Origin of the sequence: Psychroflexus salinarum (assembly GCF_042677225.1) — a bacterium.
GTDB classification, from domain to species: Bacteria; Bacteroidota; Bacteroidia; order Flavobacteriales; family Flavobacteriaceae; genus Psychroflexus; species Psychroflexus salinarum.
The window spans coordinates 131378-156517 of record NZ_JBHTIV010000005.1 but is presented as its reverse complement, the minus strand read 5'-3'; the positions used below and the strand labels follow the sequence as shown (position 1 = coordinate 156517).

Genomic DNA, 25140 nt, shown 5'->3' with positions numbered 1-25140 from the left:
TACGCTTTTTATGTTTTTTCTATATGATTACTCTAAAAGAACTTGCCAAACAACTTAATGTTTCTGTCTCAACAGTTTCTAAAGCATTACATGATGCAAAAGATATTGGTGAGGATACCAAAAAAAGAATAAAGGAAGCTGCAGAGCTTTATAATTACAGACCTAATAAAACAGCACTTGCACTCAAAGTAAACAAAACCAACACCATAGGTGTTGTAGTGCCAGATATTTTAAACCCTTTCTTCGCAAAAGTTCTTCATGGAATAGAAGAATATGCCACTACCAAAGGTTATGATACTATTATCTGTGTGAGTCACGAGCAACTTATAAAAGAGGCCAAAAGCGTAGAATTGATGTTACAAGGCAGGGTTGATGGTTTTATAATTTCACTTTCAACAGAGACTCTCTCCAAACAGGATTTTCTTCATTTAGATCAAATCAGTCTCAATAAAAAAAGCCTGGTACTTTTTGACAGAACGACTTCTGAAATTGACTGCGATAAGGTTGTAATCAATGATCAAAAGTCTATTTACGATGCGACAAGAATTTTAATTTCTAAAAACAAAACCAAAATAGCATTTGTAAGTTCAATTGAAAACCTTCCTATTGGTTTGCTCAGGAAAGGTGGCTATCAAAAAGCACTTATAGATCATGGTTTTGAGCCAAACCCGGATTTAGAATTGGATCTTACGGGATCTTCACAGCCACATAGCCTGATTAAAGCTTTTCTTTCTTTACATGAATTTGACGCTGTGATTTCTGCAGACAATACATCCTCTCTTATGTTTCAAAGCATAGTTAAATCCGAAAAGCCTGAAATGATGGATGAAATTATGTTGATAGGGTTTTCAGATGAGAAGAATGCTTTGTTGAGTTATCCCAGAATAAATTACATCGACCAAAAAGCGATGAAAATAGGTGAAAAAGCTGCTGAGATGTTGATAAAGCGCATAGAGTCAAAAGACGTTAAAGACAAACCAGTAACTTTTGAGATGCCTTATGAAATTCATATTTCATAGCTTAGTTTTGGAATAAAATTTATTCATAATGAAAATAATCAAAGAATTCAAAGAGTTTGCCGTCAAAGGCAATATGTTCGACATGGCGATTGGTATCATTATCGGTACAGCCTTTAGCAAGATTGTAAACTCTCTAGTCGGCGATCTTTTAATGCCTTTATTTGGATACTTTACCGGATCTATGAATTATCAGGATTTGACATGGGTAATTCGTGAAGAGTCTGTGGCTGGAAGTTTATCGAAACCAGCAATAATTTTAAATTATGGCAAATTTATAGAGCATTCTATAGATTTTATAGTTATTGCGCTTACAATATTTTTGGTTATCAAAGCCATCAACAGATTGAAAACAAAGGCTGAAGACGAAACTAATACAAATGTCGTCACACCTAGAGATATACAACTGCTTTCAGAAATCCGAGATTTATTAAAAGAGCAGAAAAAATATTAAAATTTAAAGTCGATATTTAGCATTATAATTCTTGGTAAAAGCCTGTAACTAGTTGTGCTGGTCGAAATATCAGTAATATTGAAATTTCTAAAGGTTTGGGTGTTGAATAAATTTTTTGCACTTAAACTAAAGTTCAATTTCTTGTTTTTGGATTTATACATCGCCGATAAATCCGAGAAGTAGTACTCGTTATTGCGTTCTAAATTTCCGAAGTAATAACGTTCTGTGTTTAAGGACATATTAAATCGATCTGAAAACACATAACTTAAATCCAAAAAGCTAAAATTATCTGTATTTGAGAATGTATTGCTAAAATTAGCTTGGTTAGTTTCTACTTCAAAAGTTCTAAATTCTGATCTTAAATGATAATTAAACCCAGATAAAAACCCAGATCGTATTTCGAGACCATAAATATAGCTTTTGTTATTGATATCTCTTCGACCAGAGGCATTAACAAAATTCTCAAAATTGGTTTGACTATAATTTAGTTTTAATTTTAAATTGGATGAAATCGCCTTAATGTATCTATCTATAGTAGTATTTACAGAAATGAGTTCCTGACCCTCTATCAAAATTTTTTCAGAAAGTTGAAAATCTTGCTCAATAGTAGATCGGCTACTAAAGAAATCGTGATTTTGCACATAATTAATCGTAGCATTAGCAAAAAATTTATCTCCAAAATTGCCTAATCGATACGTCAGTAGATAATTGGAAGCATTCAGCTGTGTAGGCTCTGCAATACCACGATTGAAGCCTCGAAAATTCGTTAAAATATTATTTTGATATACATCAATAATGGATGCATTATTTGTTGAATACGTGTAGTTGCTTATCAATGTGTTTTTAGAATTAAGTTTCCATCTCAAACCTAAACTAGGCTGTAAATAGAAAAAACTTTGATTTTGCTCTTCCAAATCATTTTGAGTTAAACTATTCACTAATTGATGGGCAGATAAATTCCCTATAAATTTTAAGTCTTCTGTAATAGGATAAAGGTATTTAGCTTTTGTATAGGCATCCAATACCTTATATGTTGTTTTATTCTGAAAATCTTGAGGCAAAACGATACTATTTTCAGTTTCATCCCGAAGTTGAAATGAAGAGTTCAGGTCATCTTCACGGTAGGTAAGACCTGTAATAAACTCAATGAGCTGTTGATTGTCCTTGCGTTTTTTGTATTCAGCTTCAGTACCGTAAAAATTCATTCTATTTTTACTCAATTGACCAACCGCATCTATATCTTGAGTATTTTCAAACAAATCTTCAAAAAGAAATTGAGTATTGATATACGATTGAGGACTTTCTTCATTGATGTATCTACCGCTTAGTAAAAAAACTTCTTTTGTATTCAACTTGTGGGTGTAAAGCAATTTTTGATCGATAAGCTGGTTATCGCTTTGTAAGTTTTCTAAAGTTGAATTGCCATTAAACACTAGATTACTCTCAGAATTTCCATCACTACCATTGAAGCTTCCTGTATATTCTAGCATAATGTTATCAGCAATATCATAGGTGTAATCGAGTTTTCCAAAACCTAGAAATTTGGTCTTATTTAGAGAAAAATCTTCGATATTGGTAAAGCTTTGTTCATCTAAAGCAAACTGTGTGGTCTGGTTTCTAAAAAAGTCCTGTTCATCCCAATTGAAAAAGCCAACACTTCTAAGCTTCATCTTTTCATTAAGGTTATGAATTGCATTTATAGAGACTAAACGTGCATTGTTGAAATTAGTTCGTTCACGTTTAAGTTGAGGCACATTGGTGTTAAGACCAAGTAAGGTATTGGCTCTTTCGCCATCACCAACATTTCCAGACTGGTTGAAACGCATAGGCCATATCATCTGGCTGATGTCTCCAATAGCATCTACACCTATGTTATTAGAATTTGCTAAAAAATAGTATTTGCTTTTTTGACCAAAAGACATAAGGTTTACTCTATTTTTGTGATAGAGCTTGTCAAAACCACCAGCGCCTAAATCAGCATTTCCAAACCATTGCTGTTTATAATCTTCTTTCAGTTTAATATTCATTGCAACTCTATCGCTTTCTTCTATACCTTTCAATAAGCGGTTATTAGAATATTTATCATATATTTCTATTTTATCCACCGCATCCGAGGTCATGTTTTTACTCAAAACTTTGTAGCCTTTTTCAAACAAATCATCTCCGCCTACCATTAAGCGCTCAATTTCACGATTACCAACTTTTATGGTGCCATCGGCATCTACTTCTACTCCAGGTAAGTTTTTTAATAAATCCTCAACTACCACTTCCGTTCCACGCCTAAAACTATCGGCGTTGTATGTTACGGTGTCTTTTTTAACCGAAATAGGACGCTCGTCTTGTATAATGACTTCTTCCAGTTGAAATTCTTCTTCAAATAGGATAACATTAAGTGTAATCGACTCTTCACCGCTAATTTCAACTTGGACCTCTTTTTTGGCATAACCCATAGAGATAAACGCCAATTTAAAGATTCCTGTTTTCTCTGTAGAAAATTGGTAATCCCCATCTTGATTAGTAGACGTGAATTTTAAAATCTTATGTCCTTCTGCTTCCTGAAGCAAGACATTGGCATAGGCAATAGGTTGATTTAGACTATCTGTGACTTTGCCCTGTATTTGGGACTGAGCAAAACCAAACATTCCTATCCAAAACGATAGGAATGTAAGTAAGGTGTTAAAAGTGTACTTTTTTTTCAATAGTGGGTTAGTTTTCTTCCCATTCGTAACTTCTTTCCAATTCCCTATCTCTATGACGGACAGTTTTAATATTTCCTCCTCTCATTCCCAATTTTGAACTTCTTCTTCTTTTCTGTTCGTCATACGCTTGATTAGACATTTCTAAAGCCTCCTGATACGTCATTTCTTTAGCATCTTTAGGTATGTTAAGCTCTAAGCTGCCTTTGGGAAAGTCTTCATTTAGGCTAAGTTTAGTAAGCGTCCAGACATACTTTCTCTCTTTATCATGCATTTTTAAAATTAATCCTGGTAGGCCTTTAAGTTTCCATGGGCCAAAACCAATAGGAATTGAAGGAGCAAACCAAGCGGTAAATGTTCTACCCCTAAAGTTGGTGATAGCCTTTACCACTTGATATCCCCCAATGTTATCAATTTTATCAGTAATTTTCCAATCATAGTTCAAACCCGAATCATAAACTACAAATTTTTGATTAGCATTTTCAAGAGATTTTACGATATCTTTTGAAGTTGCTTCGTAAAACCACGTATTAGCAAACTCATTTGGTTTTTCGATTACTTCTATAATACCATCTTTATTCATGCTAGCCCCATAATTGTAATCTTGATTGAGCTCAGATTTAAAATGCACTTGTTTAGCTTTTTCTTGATTTGCAAATAGAAGTATGGTTTTGTTCTTTTTCGCTAATGAACTTTCAGATATGTGCAAATATTCAGCAATGATAGTGTTCTGGCTAAATATAAAAATAGGGTATATGATTAAATAAATAGATAATATTGACTTCATAAGATGGTTGTAAATATTTTAATATACAATTAATTTTCTTTCTCCCATTCATATTTTCTTTCCAGATTTTCTTCTCTATGGTGAACTGTTTTAAAGCTATTACCTCTTCCTCCTAATTTTGTATTTCTTATTTTGGCTTTTTCATTTCTTTGTTTTCTTGAGATTTCCAGTGCTTCTTCATAAGTCATTTTTGTAGCATCATTTTGTATAACAGGGCTTAAATCACTTTTTGGGAGTTCTACATTAATATTGATTTTCCTAACTATCCAAGTAAATTTTTTGTCTTCATCATACATTCTCAAAATTAAACCTGGTAAGCCATATAATTTCCATGGGCCAAAACCAATAGGAATTGAAGGAGCAAACCAAGCAATAAAAGTTCTACCTCTAAAATGAGTCATTGCTTTTATCACTTGGTAATTTCCAATGTTATCCACTTCATCGGTGATTTTCCAATCGTATTTAAGATTTGAATCATAAACAATTTGTTGAATATTTCCTTTTGTAACAGATTTTAAAATTTCATTCTTATTAGGATTAATGAACCAATTTATGTCTGACTCTTCAGGCTTTTCGATGATTGAAATCTCCCCATTTTCATTCATACTTGCTCCATGTTCATACTCTTGATTGAGTTGAGGCTTAAAATGAGATTGTTTTGCCATATCATTATTTGCATATAGTATAGATTTCGTATTACTTTTCATGTATCTGGTCTCAGATATTTGCACATACTCCACAATAACAGAATTCTGGCTAAATAGTAAAAATGGAAAAATATAAAGGAAAAAAGATAAAATGGGTTTCATAAGTGATTAATAATTTAAATTCATAAATCTTCTAGCTCTTGATAGACAATCCAAATTGCCAAATCCATTATTATCTACTTCACCTAAATAATGATATTCAGTATCAGTAGTATAACAATTACAAAATTCATCATACGAACTACTTGTTACAGAAACTATACAGCTTCTTATTAATTCAGTATCACTATTGTTTATATCTGCATCAGCGAAACTAGTTCCCCCAATTAATAATAATGTCAAGGTTAAAAATAAATTTTTCATTTTTTTCTATTTTATAATAATTTGAAACTCAGTTTTACAACGTAAGCAGGTTGAATCTTACTTTCTATTGAGTATTTAATTAGAAAAGTAATTCGAGTTCATCATGAAAAACTTATTTTTGTCTTGCTTAAGAGATGTGGGTTTTCCATGTCAAATTTCGGTGAGTGTTTCTACCCTTTAGGAGCATTGCCTCTTATCAATTACTATTATCTTTTGCTTTAATTTTTTATAAATGTAGGATAACAATTCTTTAATGATTACGGTTCAACCTTACTTGTGTTACGGGAAAACCGCACTTAACATTTGTTGAGGAGTTTTAAATGAAATTAATTTCTAAACTTCTTATACAATAAAATGTATTCGATTTTAAATGCATATAAATAAAAGGTAAATAGCAGATTATTCGCAGTTTATTAATCATTTTCAAGTCCAGACATTCCTAAACAAAATCCCAAACTTTAGTATATTTACTCACTAAATATATCACTATGGGATTTATCACTGCTTCTGAAATTGCCAATGGACTTAACCTGTCCAAATTTGGAATACTTGGTAACGTCATGGGCAGCTTTATCATGCAAACGACTCGAATTTCAGAATTGAATGAAATTTACGATCAATATGCACATTTAGAGGGTGTTGAGTTTATTGATGCAGTTTTGCTTCACCTTGATGTACAGTTTGAAATTCCAGAAAAAGACCTCAAGCGTATTCCAAAAACAGGCCCTTTTGTTACTGTTTCCAACCATCCGTTGGGAGCTATTGATGGATTAATTCTTCTGAAATTATTTTTGGAACAGCGACCAGATTATAAAGTCGTGGCCAATTTCCTACTTCATCGTTTAGAGCCTTTGAAGCCCTATGTCATGCCCGTAAATCCATTTGAGTCTAGAAAAGAGGCTAAGTCGAGTGTGGCTGGTATCAAGCAAGCTCTATCTCATATCCAGTTAGGAAGTCCTTTTGGCGTTTTTCCAGCTGGAGAAGTGTCCACTCATCAAGAAGGTCGAAATATTGTCGATAAGGCATGGTCCAACGAGGCAATGAGATTGATTAAAAAAGTTCAAGTTCCTGTAATTCCTGTCTATTTTCATGCTAAAAACTCACCATCATTTTACCGTTTGGCAAAACTTAATGAAAATCTCAGAACTGCCAGGCTTCCAGGTGAAATGCTTAATCAAAATCATAGACCTATTCATGTGAGAATTGGAAATTCAATCTCAGTAAAAGATCAAAGTACCTTTGAAGACCTTACAGAGTATTCAAATTTCTTAAGGCAAAAAACTTATTTTCTAGCCAACTCTTACGAAAGGAAAAAGTTACTGGGCAATATTCCAACACAAATAAAGTTTCCAATCAAAAGACAGCCTAAATCCATCGCAGATGAAATAGCTTCTGAAGCTTTGGAAAGAGAAGTTCAAGATTGTAGAGACCAATCCAGAAGACTACTTGCAAGTAACAATTACGAAGTTTTTATTGCAGAGCGGAAAGAGATTCCAAATATTGTCTTAGAAATAGGAAGACTTCGTGAAATTACTTTCAGGTCGGTAGGAGAAGGCACAAACAAAGCTTTAGATTTAGATAAATACGACGATTACTATCAGCACATGTTTCTATGGGATCACCACTCCAAAAAGATTGCTGGTGCCTACAGAATGGGATTGGGAAGCCAGATTTATAAAAAGCACGGAGTTGATGGTTTTTACTTAAACGAACTTTTTCGCTTTGAACCAGAACTTCACAGCACCTTAAGTGAATCTATTGAAATGGGTAGAGCTTTTATCACTGCAGAATATCAGCAAAAACCTATGCCTTTGTTTTTACTCTGGAAAGGTATTGTGCATTGCACGCTAAGGTTTCCTGAGCATAAATATTTGATTGGAGGTGTAAGTATTAGCAATAAGTTTTCTAACTTTTCAAAATCTATGATGATTGAGTTTATGAAATCCAATTATTATGACCCATACATGGCTCAATTTGTGAGGCCTAAAAAAGAGTTCAAAGTAAAGCTTAAAGATGCAGATAAAGACTTTGTATTTGATTCTACCAAAGCAGATTTGACTAAATTTGATAAAATCATAGACGAAATTGAACCAGGAAATTTGAGACTTCCTGTTTTAATTAAAAAATATATTAAACAAAATGCGAAAGTGGTAGCCTTCAATGTCGATCCGCTTTTTAATAACTCTGTAGATGGATTGATGTATATCCGTATCGAGGACATTCCGGAAAGCACAGTGAAACCTGTGATGGAAGAGTTACAGGCCGAATTAGAAAAACAAAACAAAATTTAAAATATAATCTTATGTCAACTATTTTTTCAAAAATTATATCAGGAGAAAAGCCATCTTATAAAGTGGCAGAAACTGATGATTTCCTTGCTATTTTAGATATCAACCCAAATACAAAAGGCCACACCTTATGTATTCCCAAAAAAGAAGTCAATAAAATATATGACCTGGATGATAAGACATATTTAGACCTAATGTCATTTTCAAAAAAAATTGCTCAGGCCCTTGAGGCTACAATTGATTGTAAGCGTGTTGGGATGGCTGTTGTAGGCTTGGAAGTACCTCACGTACATGTTCATGTTATTCCAATTAATACAATGGATGATATGCGTTTTGAAAAGAAAGATTCCTTTTCTGAAGAAGAGTTTAAGTCACTAGCTACGAGTATAGGTGAAAAAGTGAATTTATAAATGCAAGAAATCGAACGTAAATTCTTAGTGAATTCTGAAGCCTTCAAAGAAGAAGCTTATAAAAGCACTAGGATTTCTCAAGGATTTTTAAATTCCAACAAATTACGAACAGTTAGAATTCGCATCACCGATGATAAGGGCTTTCTTACCATAAAAGGAAAAAGCTCTGTATCTGGTCTTTCCAGACTGGAATGGGAAACTGAAATTTCTAAAGCAGAAGCAAAACCATTGCTTCTGCTATGTGAGCCTGGTCAAATTGAAAAAACACGATTTTACATAAATGTAGGAGAGCATATTTTTGAAGTTGACGAATTCTATGGTGAAAACCAAGGCCTCATTGTTGCTGAAGTCGAACTTTCCTCTGAAGATGAGGTGTTTGAAAAACCAGACTGGCTGGGGAAGGAGGTGACAGGAGATGTAAAATACTACAACTCCATGCTATCCAAGCAGCCTTATTCAAAATGGTAAATGCTTTCAGGAAATTATACGTCTGGACTTGCTATCATTGTCATAATCCCAAGTGATAATTTCTTTTCCATAAGTCGTTTTGGAAGAAAAGCTATCATTCCCATGATGAAAGATACAATCTCACTCTCCATGTTTTTATCCCATTCGATTTCTTTTTCTTCCATTTTACTCATCCACTCTATGAGGTAAGGGTTCATAGTTCCATAATCAAAACTGCGTTCCAATTTCCAGCCACTTTTATTGAGCATCATCTTAAGATTATTTGGCGAAAACAAAGACGTATGTCTGGGAGTGTGCCAGCCGGCCCAGTGCTTTCCGAATTTCTTTCTACTTGACGAGTCAAAATTAGGAACTTCAATGATCAGTTTTGTAGAAGATTTTGAGATGGACTTTAGATAACTTAGGTTTTCTATAGGAGAATAATCGTGTTCTAAATAATGCCACATAGTGATGATATCTGGTCTTAATTTTTTAGATAAATCCCGAACTTCACCGACCTGTAATTCTATATTTTGGTATTTATGGTTTTGGTTGCTCCAGCCTTCATTGGAGAAATCAATTCCTAAAGTTTGACAGTTAGACTTCTCTTTACTTAGTTTCAAAAAACTGGGTTGACCACAGCCCACATCGAGCAGTAAAGATGAAGAGTTGAGTTTTTGGACACTATTTACAAATTTCAATTTTCTTAAATCAAGCTTCTTGAGACTGTTATTTACCAATTTTCCATATTTACCCCATGCTTCTGCTCCACGATAAGGCAAATAATACTTTGTATAGTAATTATTAAGCTGCTCCGGCGAGACTTTTGGGTTCAAAAAGACAAATTCGCAATCTGTGCACTGGTCAAACTTAAAAACCTCCTTGTCGGAATGCATTTGCGCAGAAGTAGATATAAAATGTTGTACTTTTTCTGAACTGCAAACAGGACAGTTTTCAATTTTTCTCATGCGCACAAACTTAATCTAATACTATTCTGTATAGATTTAAACAGTTTGTAAATTCTACTTATGAATGTTTACTTTTATGCTCAATGTTATACATCTCACTAAAAAAGTTTTTAAAGGACTAGTTTGCTATTTTAAGGCTTAAATTGAGATTATTCAGATCTTAGAAAGTAAGAGTAATTCCAAAGTTTATATCATGGTATAACCTATCTATAGGCACCAATGGATCTGGGTCGTATATATTTTGATAAAGCAATCTGAGGCCCAGGAATTTTGTGATGTTGTAAGTTAATTCAAAACTACTTGCAAGCCTGTAATTTGAAAAAAAAGATGAAAAGTCCGGTTGGTAATAGCCACTTATGTCTAGATCGAACAAAGAGCCAAATTTTTGCTTAAAACTTATGTAGGAATTAGCTCGTATTTTACTTGACTCAACCGGGTCTGTATTAGGAGGTAATAATTCTTCCTTTACTCCGGAATAACCCCAACGTTCAAACTCGTAAAAGCTACCAATAGCAAAGAATAAACCTGTACTCTTTTTCTCAAGAGCTCTCCATCTAAAATTCATTCCTGAGGCATATTTCTCTTTGAGACCTCTCACTTCATTCCAATGTACCTGGAAGAAAGGTTCAAATGCAATTTTTTTATTTTGAAGATTCATATATTCTAAATATAAAAATCCACCACTTAGAATATCTTCATCACCAAAAAAACTGTATTCAACTCTGTTGGCTATCGTAAATGCATGTTTATTTATTCTTAGAGATACATCTGCAGTATTGCTTATTTCTAAAAAGTCATCTTTCAGATTACGGTACCTAAAACTTGGCGTGAAATTACCTTTTACGGTTTTAGAGGTATCAATTACAACGTTGAAGTTTTCTGTATGCAGAACCTGAGTAAATGCTTTAATATTTGACAGGAAAAGGGCTAGTATAACAGAGGCGGAGATAAGAGTTTTATTCATTTTTTTTTTTAAAAAAAAAGCGGCTATACCACGAAAGCATAGCCGACAAAAATGTTGTTAGGAAAAGAGAGATTTAATTTTAGTAAGACCGTCTTCAAATGAGTCTGAAGCAGATGAAAATGCATCTTTTGCTTCCTCCCATTTGTCTTCAGCAGCATTCTCTAGTTCAGAGTATTTATTTTCTAAGTCAGATTTCTTTGACTCTAACTCTTTAAGAGCTTCATCATAATCAGACTTTGCATCTTCTTTTGCAGATTCTCTCTCTGCTTTTACTTCATTGATTTTTGCAGAAACTTCGTCGATTTTTTGGTTTGCTTTAGCTTTGAATTCTTCTTTGTTCATGATATTAAAATTTAAGTGTTAATAAAAGTGTTTGAATTTTTTAGTCAGATACTAAATTTACTCTAATTTACTATTTTTTATTTTTCCTAAGATTTAATCTTGAAATTTCTATGCCATCCGGAAAGCACCCTCCTTCTTCGTCTTCAGCAGTAATTAATATCTCCATTGGCTGGTAAGGAAAGGATGCTGTATAAGTAGATTTTACTGCGTTTTCCTGATTAAAATGTCCTACATTTCTAAGTGTTCCTTTTTTAGACATCACCCAAATGACATAATTCTTCTTTGGCTTTTCTAATCTCTCAGGAGCAGCTAAGTTTTTTGCTTCCAGAGTTACTAAATAGTTAGGATCCTGTTGCTCTTTTATCTCAGCTGTAATGTCTGCTGCAGGTGTTACCTTTGATACCGGGAACTCGTAGGTTTCTGAACAGGAATTTAAAACGAATATTAAGGCTGCAAGTAGTGTGAATTTTATGCTTTTCATATGCTTAGTATTGACAATGCTAAATTTATAAAGTTTATTTGTCTAATTTGATTTTTAAAGAGTTTGAAGATTCATAATTTTTTAACTCAACGATAGATGCTGGCAAGCTAAAGCCCTCAGAAGTTAAGGCTGCAACCACTTTATTCATGACCTCAGAACGCACACTTTGATGTACAGAACGCTTTTTTGATTTAAATGTATCTACCCAGAATCTTATTTTTAGATTGATGGTATTAGTTGCCAACTCGTCAATAGCTATGGTAGGGTTTTTATCTCTTTTGAGGACGTCTTCGGTCTGGTTGAGAGTTTTTTCAATGATTTCAGTTGCTCTGGTAGGACTGTTTTCATAGGCAATACCCACTATAAATTCATATCTTAAAAAACCATCAATAGTGTAATTGAAAAGTGGGTTCTTTAGAATGATAGAATTCGGTAAAAAAACATCTTTCCCATCTGGTGTTTTTATGAGAGTTTCGCGAATGCTGATATCTTTAACGAAACCGACAATTTGATTTACTTCTATCAGATCATCTAGCCTGAAAGGACTTTTAAAGGCAAGAATAATCCCGGCTAAAAAGTTTTCTCCAATGTCTTTTAAAGCAAAACCGATAACGAAGGTTAACAATCCTGCACCTGCCAGAATTTTATTTGTGAAAGAATCGAGTCCAAGCAAATAAAGCGTAATCAATATCACAGCAGTTTTGATAACGAAACTGATGATTTGAGATATAAACGTAGCTGTGATTCGGTTTGGAGACTTCTTAACCAAACGTAATTTTATCCTTTGCTTTACAAAATTGGCTATCAAAAACCCTACAATTAAGAAAAGCAGGGTTAAGCCAAGATTGATGTAATTTGTCTCAAAGTAAAAAATCACATCTTCATAAAACTCCTCAGATCTATTCATAGGTTTTTAAAGAAAATTAAGTTAGACTCAAGATCCATTACTGCTGGTTTTCTTCCATTTCTTTTTTGAAAGTTGAAACACTTTTGTCTAAAGCAGATTTAAGCTGAATAACTTCAGACTTTAACTCTTCTTTTTTCTCGCCAGATGCATTTTGAAAGGCTTCTAGCTTTTTGTCCAGTTCAGTTTTTTGATTGGAAATCTCTTGTTTTTGTTCTTTGTATTTATCTTGAAGGTCATCACTTAGATTGTTGTACTTCTCTTCGGCTTCTTTGGTTCTGTCTTCAACATCATTTTTTAATTCTTCGACTTTATTGCTTAAGTCCTCCCACTTTTCTGCACTATAATCTTTAGACACCTCAATGACATCTTTCATTTCTTTCTGTACATCTTCAGATGTTGTCTTTTCATCTTTATTAGATGAATTACAGGCAACTAATAAAGTTAAAACGATAAGTATCGTAAATATTGATTTTAATTTACTCCACCCTTCTTCAAAAGAATCAAAAGCAGAAGAAAACTTTACTTTAGACTCTTCCCATTTGTCCTCTGAAGTAGTTTTCAATTCTTCAAATTTCGATTCCAGATCAGTTTTTTTAGCTTCAAATTCTGCTATTGCCTCGTCGTATTTTGTTTCAGAGTCTTCTTTAGCAGATTCTTTTTTAGCCTTCAATTCATTGATTTTTGCAGAAGCCTCATCTATAAGTTGTGCTGCCTTTGCTTTATATTCTTCTTTATTCATTGTGTATGGTTTTTAATTAATTCAGTTTAAATTTATTGAAATTAAGATAGTCAATTTTCAGATTCTAATCTTAATTTATTTATTCTTCTTCAAAATTATTGACTTCGATATCATAGTCAGAGCCTACAATATCTTCTTTGCTTATCCAGTACTTGGATGTTAACACATGATACTTATTCTTTTCAGGATTTTTTATGGTCCAGATGAATTTGTGAGCATCTTCAAATTTTACACTAGCTTCAAGTTGATCCGCGAAAAGTCTTTTTACAAGGCTTCTATTGTTGAGGGCTCCCGCAATTACTTTTGCCAGGATTTCTCTGTCTTCTCCAATTTCAATTCCATCGTCTTCCACAACTTCAAATTTTAGAAGTGTAGCTTCAGTATTAGGAAAAGTACCGTTATAAGCCTTGTATAAAAGCTGATTGATGTTGAATAAATCGTAGTGCAAACTAGGTTCGGGATATTCTTCAGCCACTTTATCGTTTGTCATTTCATGAGATATAGAGTGAATTTGGCCTTCATTCAGTTGATCGCTCAATTTGTAGGTTAGAATAATACTTGCAGCTTCGTTCGGCTCAAAATCTGAAATGGCCATGAAAAGCATTTCTCTCAAATTTTCATCCTTAACCTCATCAGCTTCGGGGAAGTCAAACTCTTTTAGTAAAGCTGAGTAATCTTCATTTGACCAATAAGAATCGAGTTCGTTTAGGGTTTTGGCTTCTAAAATCTTTACTTTCATATCTTATTTATCAATTTTAATTTGTTCATTTTCTGGCTTGATGTACACTGTAATCTCAACTCTTCGCTCTGTCGGAATAATTTCACTTGAAGCAAATCTATCTCCAAAATTCTGTACATAAATTTTATGGATAGGTACAACTTTGGCCATGAGTTCCTTTATATATTCAAGCCTTCTATCCGTCAAAGCCTTATTGATGCTTTGGTTTCCCGAAGCATCGGTATAGCCGGAAAGCATGATTTTTCCTACAGGCTTACTTTCTAGTTCAACCTTTAATTCCTTCATCACATCGTTGGAAGGTACTGTTTTACCTATATCATAAAATGCAGTAATACTTAGAGAATCAGCCTCCTTTGTTTTATAAACAGGGACTTCATTTATCTTATAAATGGTATCCGTTTTTTGTTGTAAAAGCGCCTTCTGAGTAAGCTGTTCTTTAAGTTGTTTAATCGTATCATTCTGAGAATTTAGCTTTTCGTAAACAGCTTTATCACTCTTGTTTTCTAAAACTATTGTTTCTTTTACAGGCACTTCTTTTTCGATGTAGACAGTATCTCGTTGCTGTGGAATAGTTATCAGAGGCTGGATTCTATTATTTTGTGTTCTGGCAGGTTCATACCTTACAACTTCTTTGTAAACAGACTCAAAACTTTCATCACTGCCTTTTTCTACTTCTCTAGACGGAACTTCTTTTTCTATATAAACAGGCTCCCTGTCTTGCTGAACTTTTTTTTGAGACTCTGATTTTTGAGACTCTAAGCGCTCTATTCGCTTTTTTAAATCGTCGTTTTCAGATTCGGTTTTTTCTGAAAAATTAGCGTTTGTATTCCTGTAAATTTCTTTTACAATAAAGACCGTATCCGTTTTCTGTGTCTGATTTCGGTCGGTATTCGCTTTATTATAATTTTCTGCTTCTTCCTGAGTCTTTTTTTCTCCAGATACAATCTGAAGTTTCTGTGCCCTGGTTAAAGTGAAAGTACTATCTCTAAGGTACATTGAATTTTTATCTTCGCTAAACTGTTGTTGTAGTTTTTTGAACTCTTTATTTTGTGCGTCCAGACTGATTTTGTTTAAAGAATCTTTAGTCTTAGAACCTGAAACGCTATTACCTTCTGTTGATTTTGCATCCTCTCTCATACTTTTTTTACGAGAATGATTCTTAAGTAACGAAGAGGTATTTTCGTAAATAAGTTTTTTTGAATAGACACTATCAGAAGAAATGTTCATAACTCTTTTTTGCTCATGAGGACCTACTGCTGAATCTGTAGGATCCACTTGAGTTAAATCAACTTTCTCTGGCTTTATTACTTCAGTTTCTACAGGAAATTCAAGTGCTGAGTCACTATCAATATACAATCCTGTGTAGCTCGTACTCTGAATACTGCAGGCAGTGATTGAAACGACCAGAACAAGTGAATAAACCAGTGCTTTTATTTTCTTATTCCCATCCATAGGTCAAGTTCTAAGGCTAATCCAGCCGTTGGTATGATAGATAATTTTTCAAGATTTTCGGTTCCTTTTTCTCCAAGTATGAGGATACCAGCGTTAAAACGAACCACCTTAAACATCCTGAAACCTAGGCCGGTATAGACAGGTAAATCTACTCCTGGCGTCACATATTCTGTGCCTTCAGCATCTTCGATTGGCTCAAGTAATACGCCTACAGAAAAGCCAAAAGAGTCAAAAATACGAGATTTCATTGCTAGCTTACTTTTATTGTTGAAAGGAATGGTAATGCCAACTCCAGGGGTGAAATCAATATTTTCAACAGATGAATTGTTGATATCCACAGATTTGCTCCAGGCGTACATGCCAACATTTACTGGTAAAGTGAAGCGTTCTTTATCTGTTTTTACTGATTTTATATTTACCAGCTTATAATGCTGTACAACATCACTATTGATAAAAGGAGCAAGTTCAGTGCTTATTAATTTCACAAGGTGATCTACCTTTTCTTGGATCAATTCGTTCGCTTTTTCGCTTTTCTCATCTCTGGTCGTTTTCTTAAAAAATCTACTGAATTTAAAATCATTTTGTTTTTCTAATTCCTGTAGTACCAAAGACGAAGGAGCTTCTACAGAAATCATGTTTTTAGATTCATGGTATTTTAATGATTCCTTCACCAGTTTTTCCAATTCCTCATACACGTGTTTTGGTTTTTTTACCACGACATTTTTCCCATCGTAAAACATATTATTCATCAAGAGAAAACGTATTCTGCTTTTAAGATTTTCAAGCAATTTTGACTTTTGCGAATTCGATAACAGCTTGTAGGTGATGATTTCAAAATCATATTCTGTATTCGATCTTAAAACAGGAGGAACTACTATGTTGAAGGTTTCAGAAGAGTTCCTTTCTATTCTATTCCATAGATAAGAATGCAGGGTGTAATCTTTCTCTTCGTAAGAGATATTGACTTTTACCATCTCTATATCCTTTCCAGCTTCGCCTACTATTGAGAGGGTTTCATCAAAAGGTATTCTTGGAGTGTTATAAAATGTTCCAGATTCAAAATCAATTTTAACGCTTCTTTCTTGTGAATAAGATGCTGTTAGGGAACAAAGAAGTAAAAGAGTCGTAAGTAATGTTTTGTTCATGTTTAATAGTTTATGTAAAGGGTTTATTAATTATAAAGCTTTAGTATGAGCTTCAGAATTAATTTATTTTTTTAATTGTGAATTTCTAATTTCTGCTTTTATTTTCGATAGCAAGTTTCTTTAGCATTGAAAAAATCAAACCTCCGGAAACCGCACCTAAAACATACAACAGTATGCTTGCAGCAGATAGGGGTATTTCTAGCTGCCATATGATAAATTTTAAGCTAACGGTTTCCATATTTTGGAATATGAAAATAGTAGCTGCTATTATGATTATCAATAATAAAATGGATTTAAGAGTGCGCATTAGGGGTCGATTATTAGGGGCAATTTATTTCTATTTTAAAACTTTAATTTTTTTATTTAAAAAGTCCATTTTTAAATAAAAAAATAAGTTTCAGTATTTATTCAATTGTAGAAGAGTAGATCGATAGAACTCTAGTTCTTGATTGGCATGCATTTAAATTTTTAGTAAATATATAATAGAAATACATTCAAATCTTTCTTTTTTGAAAAGTTCACCCGATTGAGATAAAAAAAAAGCTTTTTAAGAGTTTTTATATTTGCCAGGTGTAGTTCCGAAGCGTTGTTTGAACCTAGTGCTGAACATTGATGTGCTTTTATAGCCACAAAAATTAGCAATTTCTTTTATGCTTAGATCGCCATCATCTATGAGAGCTTTTGCTTTATTCAATCGTTCCAGTCTTATAATGTCAGTGAAAGTTTTGCCATATAATTTTCTAAATCCAGTTTTAAGCTTTGTTTCATTTGTGCCTATTTCTCGAGAAATTAAAGACAATGTCAGTTTTTTCTCAAGATTGTTATGAATGTATTCTTTTGCTTTTTTGATTACAGGCACATCTTGCTTTCTCAGGACTTTTTTACTGTAACCTTCAGAGGTTTCTTTGTCAAACTGTTCGGATTGAAGCCAAAGTAATTCAAGAGCTTTGGACTCCAAAAAGAATCGCTTCACCATCCCTTCTTTTTCAGTGTTTACTATTTCTGAAATAGTTTCGCTAATGTCTAAAGTGTAAAGACTGTGATAAATAAAATGATCATCCATTTTCTTATTCATCAACACATTACCTATTTGTTTAGGTAAGCTAAAAAAATCTGATTTCAAATCAATAGAAAAGCTTTGAGTTTCAACCTGCAGAAACAAGAGCTCAATATCATTCTGGACAGGGAATGTAAATAGTTGATTTTCACCACCTTTTGCTGCAACCATACAAGAAAAGTTGTCTGTAAGCCTATAACGAATATTTGGAGATACATTATGAATTAGCTCTCCTTTCCTTACAAAGAAAAATCTCAAATAATTATTTTTATCTTCTTCAAAATCAAGTTCTAGTAAAGAGCTGATATCTCCTTTTAAAATATTAAAATTAAAACCTTTGTCAAATTCATAGCTAATAAGATTGAGATCTCCTATTCCATTTGTAATTTGAGTCTTAAGCTCAAAACCTCTTTTAGAGTCAATAGTATGAAGGTTTTGATTTAATGCGGTATGTAAACCTAGGGCATTATTTTTTTCTATTTTTATTTTCATTAATAGTAAAAACTGAGTGCAAATTCAATTATTTTAATTTAATATACAAATATAGTTGTTTAAACGATCAAAGCACAGAGAGTTCTGTGCTTTGATCGTTTAAAAAATGTATGGTTTATTTTACTGCTTATTTTTTGCTTCTATGCTAAGTGTTGCATGAGGTACTAAAATCAAACGCTCTTTACGAATCAATTTTCCTGTTTCACGACAAATACCATAAGTTTTATTTTCGATACGAATCAAAGCATTTTGAAGATCACGGATAAATTTCCCCTGTCTAATAGCCAGTTGTGAGTTAGCTTCTTTACTCAAGGTGTTACTTCCATCGTCGAAAGACTTGAAGGTGGGTGCAGTGTCTTCTGTATCGTTGCTGCTGCCATTCTTGTAAGCGTCTTCATAAAGCTCTAATTGCTTCTTTGCTTTTTCGATTTTTTCTTGAATCAACTTTTTAAATTCCGCTAGATCTTCGTCAGAATAGCGCTCTTTATTATTAGTTTGTTCTGCCATTTTACTTTTGTTTTTCAATTGCTAAAACGGTGCTTACATCATCAAATTCTATCTGTAATCCGTCTTTTACGTTTGTCGTTAAATTAATATTATCGGTTAGTGTTTCCGTTTTTATATAGTCAAGATTTTGGTGAACGGCATTAGAAAGTTTATCACTTTCTTGAAGTTGAATGTTAATCCTATCGGTCACTTCCAGTCCTGAGTCTTTTCTTAGATTTTGAATTCTATTGACCAATTCTCTGGCGATACCTTCGTTGACTAGGTTTTCGTTAAGTGTTACATCCAGTGCGACTGTCAGGCCGTTTCCACTGGCAACAAGCCAGCCTTCAATATCTTGCGAACTAATTTCTACTTCTTCCAGGTTAATGCTTGTTGCTTCCCCGTTAACCTGCAATTCTATGCTTTTATTTTTTTCTAATTCTGCAATAGCCTTAGAGTCCATCTTCTGTATGGCCTGCGCCACATGCTTCATGTCCTTTCCAAAACGAGGGCCTAAAACCTTGAAGTTGGGCTTGATGTCCTTGACCAGGATTCCTGAAGTGTCATCTATAAACTCAATGGTCTTGACATTGATTTCAGACTTGATCAAGTCTGAAACTTCTCCAATTTGCTCTTTTATGTTCGGATCCAAAACAGGAATCATGATGCGTTCCAAAGGCTGTCTCACTTTGATCATTTCCTTTTTTCTTAAGGATAAAGCTAAAGAGGATATACTTTGTGCCATCTGCATTTTATGTTCCAAATCCTTATCAATTAACTCAGGATTTTGCTTTGGAAAATCGGCCAAATGTACGCTCTCTTTATGTTCCCCAGCACATGTTGATGTTAAATCTTTGTAGAGTTGGTCAGAGAAAAATGGCGCCACTGGTGCAGAAAGTTGTGCGATTGTTTTCAAACACGTGAATAAGGTTTGGTAAGCCGATATTTTATCGGTTTTGTAGTCACCTTTCCAAAACCTTCTTCTGCTGAGACGAACGTACCAGTTACTCATGTTTTCCTGAACAAATTCTGAAATGGCTCGCGTTGCCTTTGTAGGTTCGTAGTTGGCGTAATAATCATCTACGGTTTGGATAAGCGTATTCAGTTCTGAAAGTATCCAGCGATCTATCTCTGGTCGCTTTTCCCTTTCAATGTCTTCTTCTTTATACTGAAATTGATCCAGATTCGCATACATGGAAAAGAACGAATACGTATTGTAAAGCGTTCCGAAGAATTTTCTTTGAACTTCTCCAATACCTTCCAGATCAAACTTTAAGTTGTCCCAGGGGTTGGCGTTGGAAATCATATACCAGCGAGTGGCATCCGGGCCGTAAGTGCTTAAAGTCACAAATGGGTCTGCGGCATTGCCTAAACGTTTGGACATTTTCTGTCCATTTTTATCCAAAACTAATCCGTTGGAGACTACATTTTTGTAGGCCACATCATCAAAAATCATGGTGCCGATAGCATGAAGGGTGTAAAACCAGCCTCTAGTTTGATCCACACCTTCAGCAATAAAGTCTGCAGAACGCCAGGTGTCTTCTACTTTTTCTTTGTTCTCAAAAGGATAATGCCATTGCGCATAAGGCATAGATCCAGAATCGAACCACACATCTATCAAGTCTGCTTCGCGCTTCATGGGTTGACCCGAAGCGGAAACCAAAGTAATCTGATCGACCGTATTTTTATGTAAATCTACTTTATCGTAGTTGTCTTCGCTGTAATTATCCACCTCAAAGCCTTCAAATGGATCTTTATCCATCACGCCAGCGTTTACTGCTTTTTGGATTTCTTCTTTGAGTTCTTTTATAGAACCAATGATGATTTCTTCTTTACCATCTTCTGTTCTCCAGATAGGCAATGGAATACCCCAGTAACGCGATCTGGATAAGTTCCAGTCGTTGGCATTGGCGAGCCAGTTGCCAAAACGACCTTCTCCTGTTGCTGCAGGTTTCCAGTTGATGGTTTTGTTAAGCTCGTGCATTCTGTCTTTGAAGTCAGTCACTTTGATAAACCAGGAATCCAATGGGTAATATAAAATAGGCTTATCCGTTCTCCAGCAGTTGGGGTAGGAGTGCACGTATTTTTCAACCAGGAAAGCTCTGTTTTCTTCCTTCAGCTGAATGGCAATCTCCACATCTACCGATTTTTCAGGAGCTTCACCATCTTCGTAATATTCGTTTTTAACGTATTTTCCAGCTAAATTTCGAGCTTCTGGACGCAATCTGCCTTTAAGGTCGACTAAAGGCACTAAGTTGTCATTGTCATCTTTCACCAGAAGTCCTGGAACTTCGGGTTGAGCCTGTTTACAAACCATAGCATCATCTGCACCAAAGGTTGGTGCGGTGTGCACAATTCCCGTACCGTCTTCTGTAGTGACAAAATCTCCTGCAATCACTCTAAAGGCATTTTCTGGAGTTTGGTAAGGCTTAGCAAATGTCATCAATTGCTCGTATCGAGCTTCGATGAGACTTTCGCCCTTGAAGGATTGATCTATAAAATATGGGATTTTTTTATCGCCTTCTTTGTAATTCTTAAGTTCTTCTTCAGTTTCAACTTTTACAAACTTCTTTTTGAAAAGTGAAGGGATTAAGGCTTTAGCCGCAATGATATTGCTGGGCTCAAAGGTGTATTGATTGTAGGATTTCACCAATGCATACTCTATTTTTTTGCCAACGGTAAGCGCAGTGTTACTAGGTAAGGTCCAGGGTGTGGTGGTCCAGGCCAGGAAGAAAATATCACCCTCCACCTGCTGAAGGTTTTCTGTTAAGGTCTCTTTTTTGGCTTTAAACTGAGCAGTGACTGTTGTGTCCGACACATCCTGGTAAGTTCCGGGTTGGTTGAGTTCGTGTGAGCTTAAGCCAGTACCTGCTTTTGGAGAATACGGCTGAATAGTATAGCCTTTATAAATAAGGCCTTTCTTATAAATTTCTGAAAGCAACCACCAAACCGTCTCCATGTATTTGGACTTGTAAGTAACATATGGATTTTCCATATCTACCCAATAGCCAATCTTTTTGGTAAGGTCGTTCCATACGTCGGTGTAACGCATGACGGCTTCTTTACAGGCGTTATTATAGTCTTCTACAGAAATTTTGGTACCTATATCTTCTTTGGAAATGCCGAGTTCTTTTTCCACCTTAAGCTCGACAGGCAAGCCGTGAGTGTCCCAGCCCGCTTTACGCTTCACCTGAAATCCCTTCTGTGTTTTGTAACGGCAAAAAATATCCTTGATGCTTCTGGCCATAACATGGTGAATACCAGGCATGCCATTGGCAGATGGAGGTCCTTCGAAGAAAATGAAAGGCTCAGCGCCTTCGCGCTCATCCATACTTTTATCGAAAATGGCATTTTCATCCCAAAACGTTGTGATGTCTTCTGCGACTTTTGGGAGGTCAAGTCCTTTATACTCAGGAAATTTGTTGCTCATTTTTGCTCTTTTTCAAATGATTTGCGAAAATAAGGATTTATTCTAAATTGACCCTCTGTCTTGGAAAAATCTGAAATGAACTTAGCGTTAAGCTTTAATCCGTTCTTAAGCCTTAAAATTATAAAATATTTTCAGCTTTTATCAAACGTCTAATAGCATATACGTCTTAAATTAACTTACCACATAAGGCAAGCTATCGCTAAGTTTGAAAGTCAAAACCGGCAAATTCAGCTTAAGAATTAAAAAAGAGCATCTACAACGTCTTCAATTTTTGCCACACGAATCACCTTGATTTTGTAATCATTTCGGGGGAGTTTGCTCTGTTTGGAGATTAGAATCGAAGCAAAACCGAGCTTTTCGGCTTCCATAACGCGTTGTTCGACTCTGGTGACAGGACGGATTTCACCAGCCAAACCCACTTCGGCTGCGAAGCAGATGTCTTTAGGAATCGACACATCTTCGCTGGAGGATAGGATGGCAGCTACCACGGCTAGATCTATAGCGGGATCATCGATGCTGATGCCTCCTGTGATGTTGAGGAACACATCTTTGGCGCCCAAGCGAAAACCTGCTCGTTTTTCTAAAACAGCCAAGACCATATTGAGTCGTTTGAGATTATAACCCGTCGCAGAACGCTGTGGGGTCCCGTAAACCGCAGAGCTCACAAGGGCTTGTATCTCAATCATCATAGGCCGCATGCCTTCCAGAGTTGCGGCAATTGCCGTACCGCTTAAGTGCGTATCGGTTTTTGAAATAAGTAAGTCTGAAGGGTTAGACACTTCTACCAAACCTCCGGCCTGCATTTCGTATATACCTAATTCGTGCGTGGAACCAAATCTGTTTTTGTGTGCTCTTAAGATTCTGTAAGCATAGTTTTTGTCACCCTCAAATTGAAGCACAGTATCGACCATGTGTTCCAAAACTTTAGGACCAGCAATGCTTCCTTCTTTATTGATGTGACCGATGAGAATAATCGGGACATTGGTTTCTTTAGCGTATTTGATCAACTCTGACGTGCATTCCCGAATCTGAGAAACGCTACCTGGCGAACTTTCGACATAATCGGTATGAAGGGTTTGGATGGAATCTATAATTAAGATTTCGGGTTCCAAGGCCTCAATTTGAGTAAAAATGAGTTGAGTTTTGGTTTCTGAAAGTATGTAGCAATTGGACTCTTCTTTTTGGATGCGTTCTGCTCGCATTTTGATTTGCTGTTGACTTTCTTCTCCTGATACGTAAAGCACTTTTTGATTAAAACTCAGGGAAAGCTGAAGCAGTAGCGTACTTTTTCCTACCCCTGGTTCGCCTCCAAGTAAAGTGATACTTCCCGGGACGATGCCTCCTCCCAGCACACGGTTGAACTCCTGGTTGGAGGTCGGGATCCTTATCTCTTTTCCAATCTTGATGTCATTGATGCGTTGGGGTTTGGATATGCGTTTGGGCGCAGAAGAACTGGCGGGTTTCCAGGTCTTTTCTGGCTTAGTGTCAATTACTTCTTCTACTAAAGTATTCCATTCTTTACAAGCATTGCATTGGCCTTGCCATTTGGCATGTTGAGCTCCACAGTTTTGACAGAAGAAGGTTGTTTTGGTTTTGGCCATAATTTTAGTATCCGTAGGTTCTTTTGAGTTCATCTGCTTTGCCAAGAAGCACGTCGCTATTGAGATAGCCTGCGCTATCTAGTCCGTATGCAGCCTGGTATTCTTTAATAGCGCGTTTGGGCTGACCAATTTTCTCGAAATATCGGCCTTGAAAATAATTGTGCAATACTGTGTTAGAGCTCTGCTTCCTTGCTAGTCTGCTCAAGTTTTGATAATCGTCCCATAATTCCTTTTCCTCAATAGCTTCTGCTGTTTTTAGGAAATCTACAATTCTAATTGGGATTTCAATGGCGTAAAGTTCTTGAATAGTAAGGTATTTGTCTTCAAGAGTATTGGCGGGTGATTTAGCTTCAAGAAATTTTGATTCGTATTCTAGATCTGAAATTGGTCCGTAGGTAGAAAATATTGAAAGTAAAGATTTAGGTATCGCATCAGCCACAAAGCTAAAATGATCCGCATCTTCTATAATTTCATATTGATAATTGAAATTGGGATTATTGCATATAGATAAATACGAGTCCAATTCTTTGGCTTTAGTTTTCAATTCAGGGATGTCGTATTCTGATGTGGCGAGGTAATACCAAACTTTTGTATCAATTTTATCCAGCTTTTTTTTGAGACGTTCTGGAAGTTTAGAAGTTGTGTCTGGACTCAGGTTGATGTAGCCATTAAAAAGTGGGTTTTCTTTTAACAGGTAGAAGTTTGAGAAATTAGCCATATAATCTAGACCTGCAATTATCGTAAATGGAGTTGTTCTGTAATTTTCATCAATATACTTAAGTACTTCAAAACCTATAAACTCAAAGAAATCAGCACCTGTGGAAACTGGTAGTTCGTTATCTGGATCTGTATTTCCATCCTCCATTCTATATCCGGCCTGATTGATACCTACTACAATAGATTCTGGTATGATTTCCCAATAGCTGAGGTAGTCTGCATTTCCTGCGAAAGGCTCAAACAAATAATCGCCGTCCAAAACTATAATAACAGGGTATTCCTTTTTGCTTGAAGAATAATTTCTAGGAAGCTGAAGTTTGATTTGTCTGGTTTCTTTTAAGATTGAAGAATTAACTTCAATGAATTCAGTTTGGGAAAAACAAAATGAATGAAAAGAAAAAAAGCATAAAAAAGAAAATAGGGTTAGCCTCATAATTTTTGGTTTAAGTTGC

The 25140-nt window shown here is 35.0% G+C and carries 24 protein-coding genes; 5 read left to right on the top strand and 19 right to left on the bottom strand.

All coding sequences use genetic code 11. The annotated features are described in order from the left end of the window. Positions 1–23 precede the first annotated feature (23 nt). Positions 24–1019, top strand: a complete 996-nt coding sequence (locus ACFQ0R_RS02990) for a LacI family DNA-binding transcriptional regulator (RefSeq protein WP_379656890.1) — start codon at positions 24–26, stop codon at positions 1017–1019. Positions 1020–1047: 28 nt separating this feature from the next. Then, on the top strand, positions 1048–1470 hold the full coding sequence (mscL, locus tag ACFQ0R_RS02985; protein WP_379656889.1) for a large-conductance mechanosensitive channel protein MscL: 423 nt from the start codon (positions 1048–1050) through the stop codon (positions 1468–1470). Here mscL and ACFQ0R_RS02980 read toward each other — a convergent pair. Genes ACFQ0R_RS02980 through ACFQ0R_RS02965 form a run of 4 tightly spaced genes read right to left on the bottom strand, consistent with a single transcriptional unit; the run spans position 1467 to position 6023 of the window. Continuing rightward, positions 1467–4169 carry a carboxypeptidase-like regulatory domain-containing protein gene (locus ACFQ0R_RS02980; RefSeq protein ID WP_379656888.1) on the bottom strand — a complete coding sequence of 901 codons (2703 nt, stop codon included), beginning with the start codon at positions 4167–4169 and terminating at the stop codon, positions 1467–1469. The genes mscL and ACFQ0R_RS02980 overlap by 4 nt on opposite strands. Before the next feature lie 7 nt (positions 4170–4176). Next, entirely contained in the window at positions 4177–4953 is a 777-nt protein-coding gene (locus tag ACFQ0R_RS02975; protein ID WP_379656887.1) for a GLPGLI family protein, read from the bottom strand. Between the two features lie 29 nt (positions 4954–4982). Further along, positions 4983–5762: a GLPGLI family protein gene (locus ACFQ0R_RS02970; RefSeq protein ID WP_379656886.1), complete on the bottom strand. Its 780-nt coding sequence runs from the start codon at positions 5760–5762 to the stop codon at positions 4983–4985. 6 nt (positions 5763–5768) lie between these two features. Further along, positions 5769–6023, bottom strand: a complete 255-nt coding sequence (locus ACFQ0R_RS02965; RefSeq protein ID WP_379656885.1) for a hypothetical protein — start codon at positions 6021–6023, stop codon at positions 5769–5771. A gap of 488 nt (positions 6024–6511) precedes the next feature. Here ACFQ0R_RS02965 and ACFQ0R_RS02960 point away from each other — a divergent pair, with 488 nt between their 5' ends. The 3 genes from ACFQ0R_RS02960 to ACFQ0R_RS02950 are packed head-to-tail and all read left to right on the top strand — an operon-like array spanning position 6512 to position 9189. Next, positions 6512–8314: a GNAT family N-acyltransferase gene (locus ACFQ0R_RS02960; RefSeq protein WP_379656884.1), complete on the top strand. Its 1803-nt coding sequence runs from the start codon at positions 6512–6514 to the stop codon at positions 8312–8314. Positions 8315–8325: 11 nt separating this feature from the next. Further along, complete coding sequence (locus tag ACFQ0R_RS02955) at positions 8326–8721, top strand: HIT family protein (protein WP_379656883.1); 396 nt, start codon at positions 8326–8328, stop codon at positions 8719–8721. After that, a complete protein-coding gene (locus tag ACFQ0R_RS02950) occupies positions 8722–9189 on the top strand; it encodes a CYTH domain-containing protein (protein WP_379656882.1) in 468 nt (155 codons plus the stop codon). It begins immediately after the preceding gene. A 14-nt stretch (positions 9190–9203) separates the two neighbouring features. On the opposite strand, the gene ACFQ0R_RS02945 is transcribed toward ACFQ0R_RS02950, so the two are convergent. The 15 genes from ACFQ0R_RS02945 to ACFQ0R_RS02875 all read right to left on the bottom strand — a co-directional run bounded on the left by ACFQ0R_RS02945 (position 9204) and on the right by ACFQ0R_RS02875 (position 25121). Continuing rightward, positions 9204–10136, bottom strand: coding sequence for a class I SAM-dependent methyltransferase (locus tag ACFQ0R_RS02945; RefSeq protein ID WP_379656881.1), 933 nt, complete (start codon positions 10134–10136; stop codon positions 9204–9206). Between the two features lie 160 nt (positions 10137–10296). Continuing rightward, on the bottom strand, positions 10297–11100 hold the full coding sequence (locus ACFQ0R_RS02940; protein WP_379656880.1) for a DUF481 domain-containing protein: 804 nt from the start codon (positions 11098–11100) through the stop codon (positions 10297–10299). A 57-nt stretch (positions 11101–11157) separates the two neighbouring features. After that, positions 11158–11442: a hypothetical protein gene (locus tag ACFQ0R_RS02935; RefSeq protein ID WP_379656879.1), complete on the bottom strand. Its 285-nt coding sequence runs from the start codon at positions 11440–11442 to the stop codon at positions 11158–11160. A 70-nt stretch (positions 11443–11512) separates the two neighbouring features. Then, positions 11513–11923, bottom strand: coding sequence for a hypothetical protein (locus ACFQ0R_RS02930; RefSeq protein WP_379656878.1), 411 nt, complete (start codon positions 11921–11923; stop codon positions 11513–11515). A gap of 34 nt (positions 11924–11957) precedes the next feature. Further along, on the bottom strand, positions 11958–12830 hold the full coding sequence (locus tag ACFQ0R_RS02925; RefSeq protein ID WP_379656877.1) for a mechanosensitive ion channel family protein: 873 nt from the start codon (positions 12828–12830) through the stop codon (positions 11958–11960). Between the two features lie 37 nt (positions 12831–12867). Then, positions 12868–13569 (bottom strand): hypothetical protein, encoded by a 702-nt coding sequence (locus tag ACFQ0R_RS02920; RefSeq protein ID WP_379656876.1) that lies wholly within the window; start codon positions 13567–13569, stop codon positions 12868–12870. Between the two features lie 79 nt (positions 13570–13648). Then, positions 13649–14308 (bottom strand): hypothetical protein, encoded by a 660-nt coding sequence (locus ACFQ0R_RS02915; protein WP_379656875.1) that lies wholly within the window; start codon positions 14306–14308, stop codon positions 13649–13651. Between the two features lie 3 nt (positions 14309–14311). Continuing rightward, on the bottom strand, positions 14312–15760 hold the full coding sequence (locus ACFQ0R_RS02910; protein WP_379656874.1) for a hypothetical protein: 1449 nt from the start codon (positions 15758–15760) through the stop codon (positions 14312–14314). Next, positions 15739–16905, bottom strand: a complete 1167-nt coding sequence (locus tag ACFQ0R_RS02905) for a hypothetical protein (protein ID WP_379656873.1) — start codon at positions 16903–16905, stop codon at positions 15739–15741. The genes ACFQ0R_RS02910 and ACFQ0R_RS02905 overlap by 22 nt, the downstream gene beginning before the upstream one ends. Before the next feature lie 85 nt (positions 16906–16990). Further along, positions 16991–17143 carry a hypothetical protein gene (locus ACFQ0R_RS02900; protein WP_379656872.1) on the bottom strand — a complete coding sequence of 51 codons (153 nt, stop codon included), beginning with the start codon at positions 17141–17143 and terminating at the stop codon, positions 16991–16993. 309 nt (positions 17144–17452) lie between these two features. Then, entirely contained in the window at positions 17453–18454 is a 1002-nt protein-coding gene (locus tag ACFQ0R_RS02895) for a helix-turn-helix transcriptional regulator (protein WP_379656871.1), read from the bottom strand. 120 nt (positions 18455–18574) lie between these two features. Continuing rightward, positions 18575–18961 carry a TraR/DksA family transcriptional regulator gene (locus ACFQ0R_RS02890; protein ID WP_379656870.1) on the bottom strand — a complete coding sequence of 129 codons (387 nt, stop codon included), beginning with the start codon at positions 18959–18961 and terminating at the stop codon, positions 18575–18577. A 1-nt stretch (position 18962) separates the two neighbouring features. Continuing rightward, positions 18963–22370, bottom strand: coding sequence for an isoleucine--tRNA ligase (gene ileS, locus ACFQ0R_RS02885; RefSeq protein WP_379656869.1), 3408 nt, complete (start codon positions 22368–22370; stop codon positions 18963–18965). Between the two features lie 239 nt (positions 22371–22609). Continuing rightward, the gene (radA, locus tag ACFQ0R_RS02880) at positions 22610–23971 is read right to left on the bottom strand and encodes a DNA repair protein RadA (RefSeq protein WP_379657438.1); all 1362 of its coding nucleotides are present in this window, start codon (positions 23969–23971) and stop codon (positions 22610–22612) included. Positions 23972–23975: 4 nt separating this feature from the next. Further along, a complete protein-coding gene (locus ACFQ0R_RS02875) occupies positions 23976–25121 on the bottom strand; it encodes an alpha/beta hydrolase (RefSeq protein WP_379656868.1) in 1146 nt (381 codons plus the stop codon). Positions 25122–25140 lie beyond the last annotated feature (19 nt).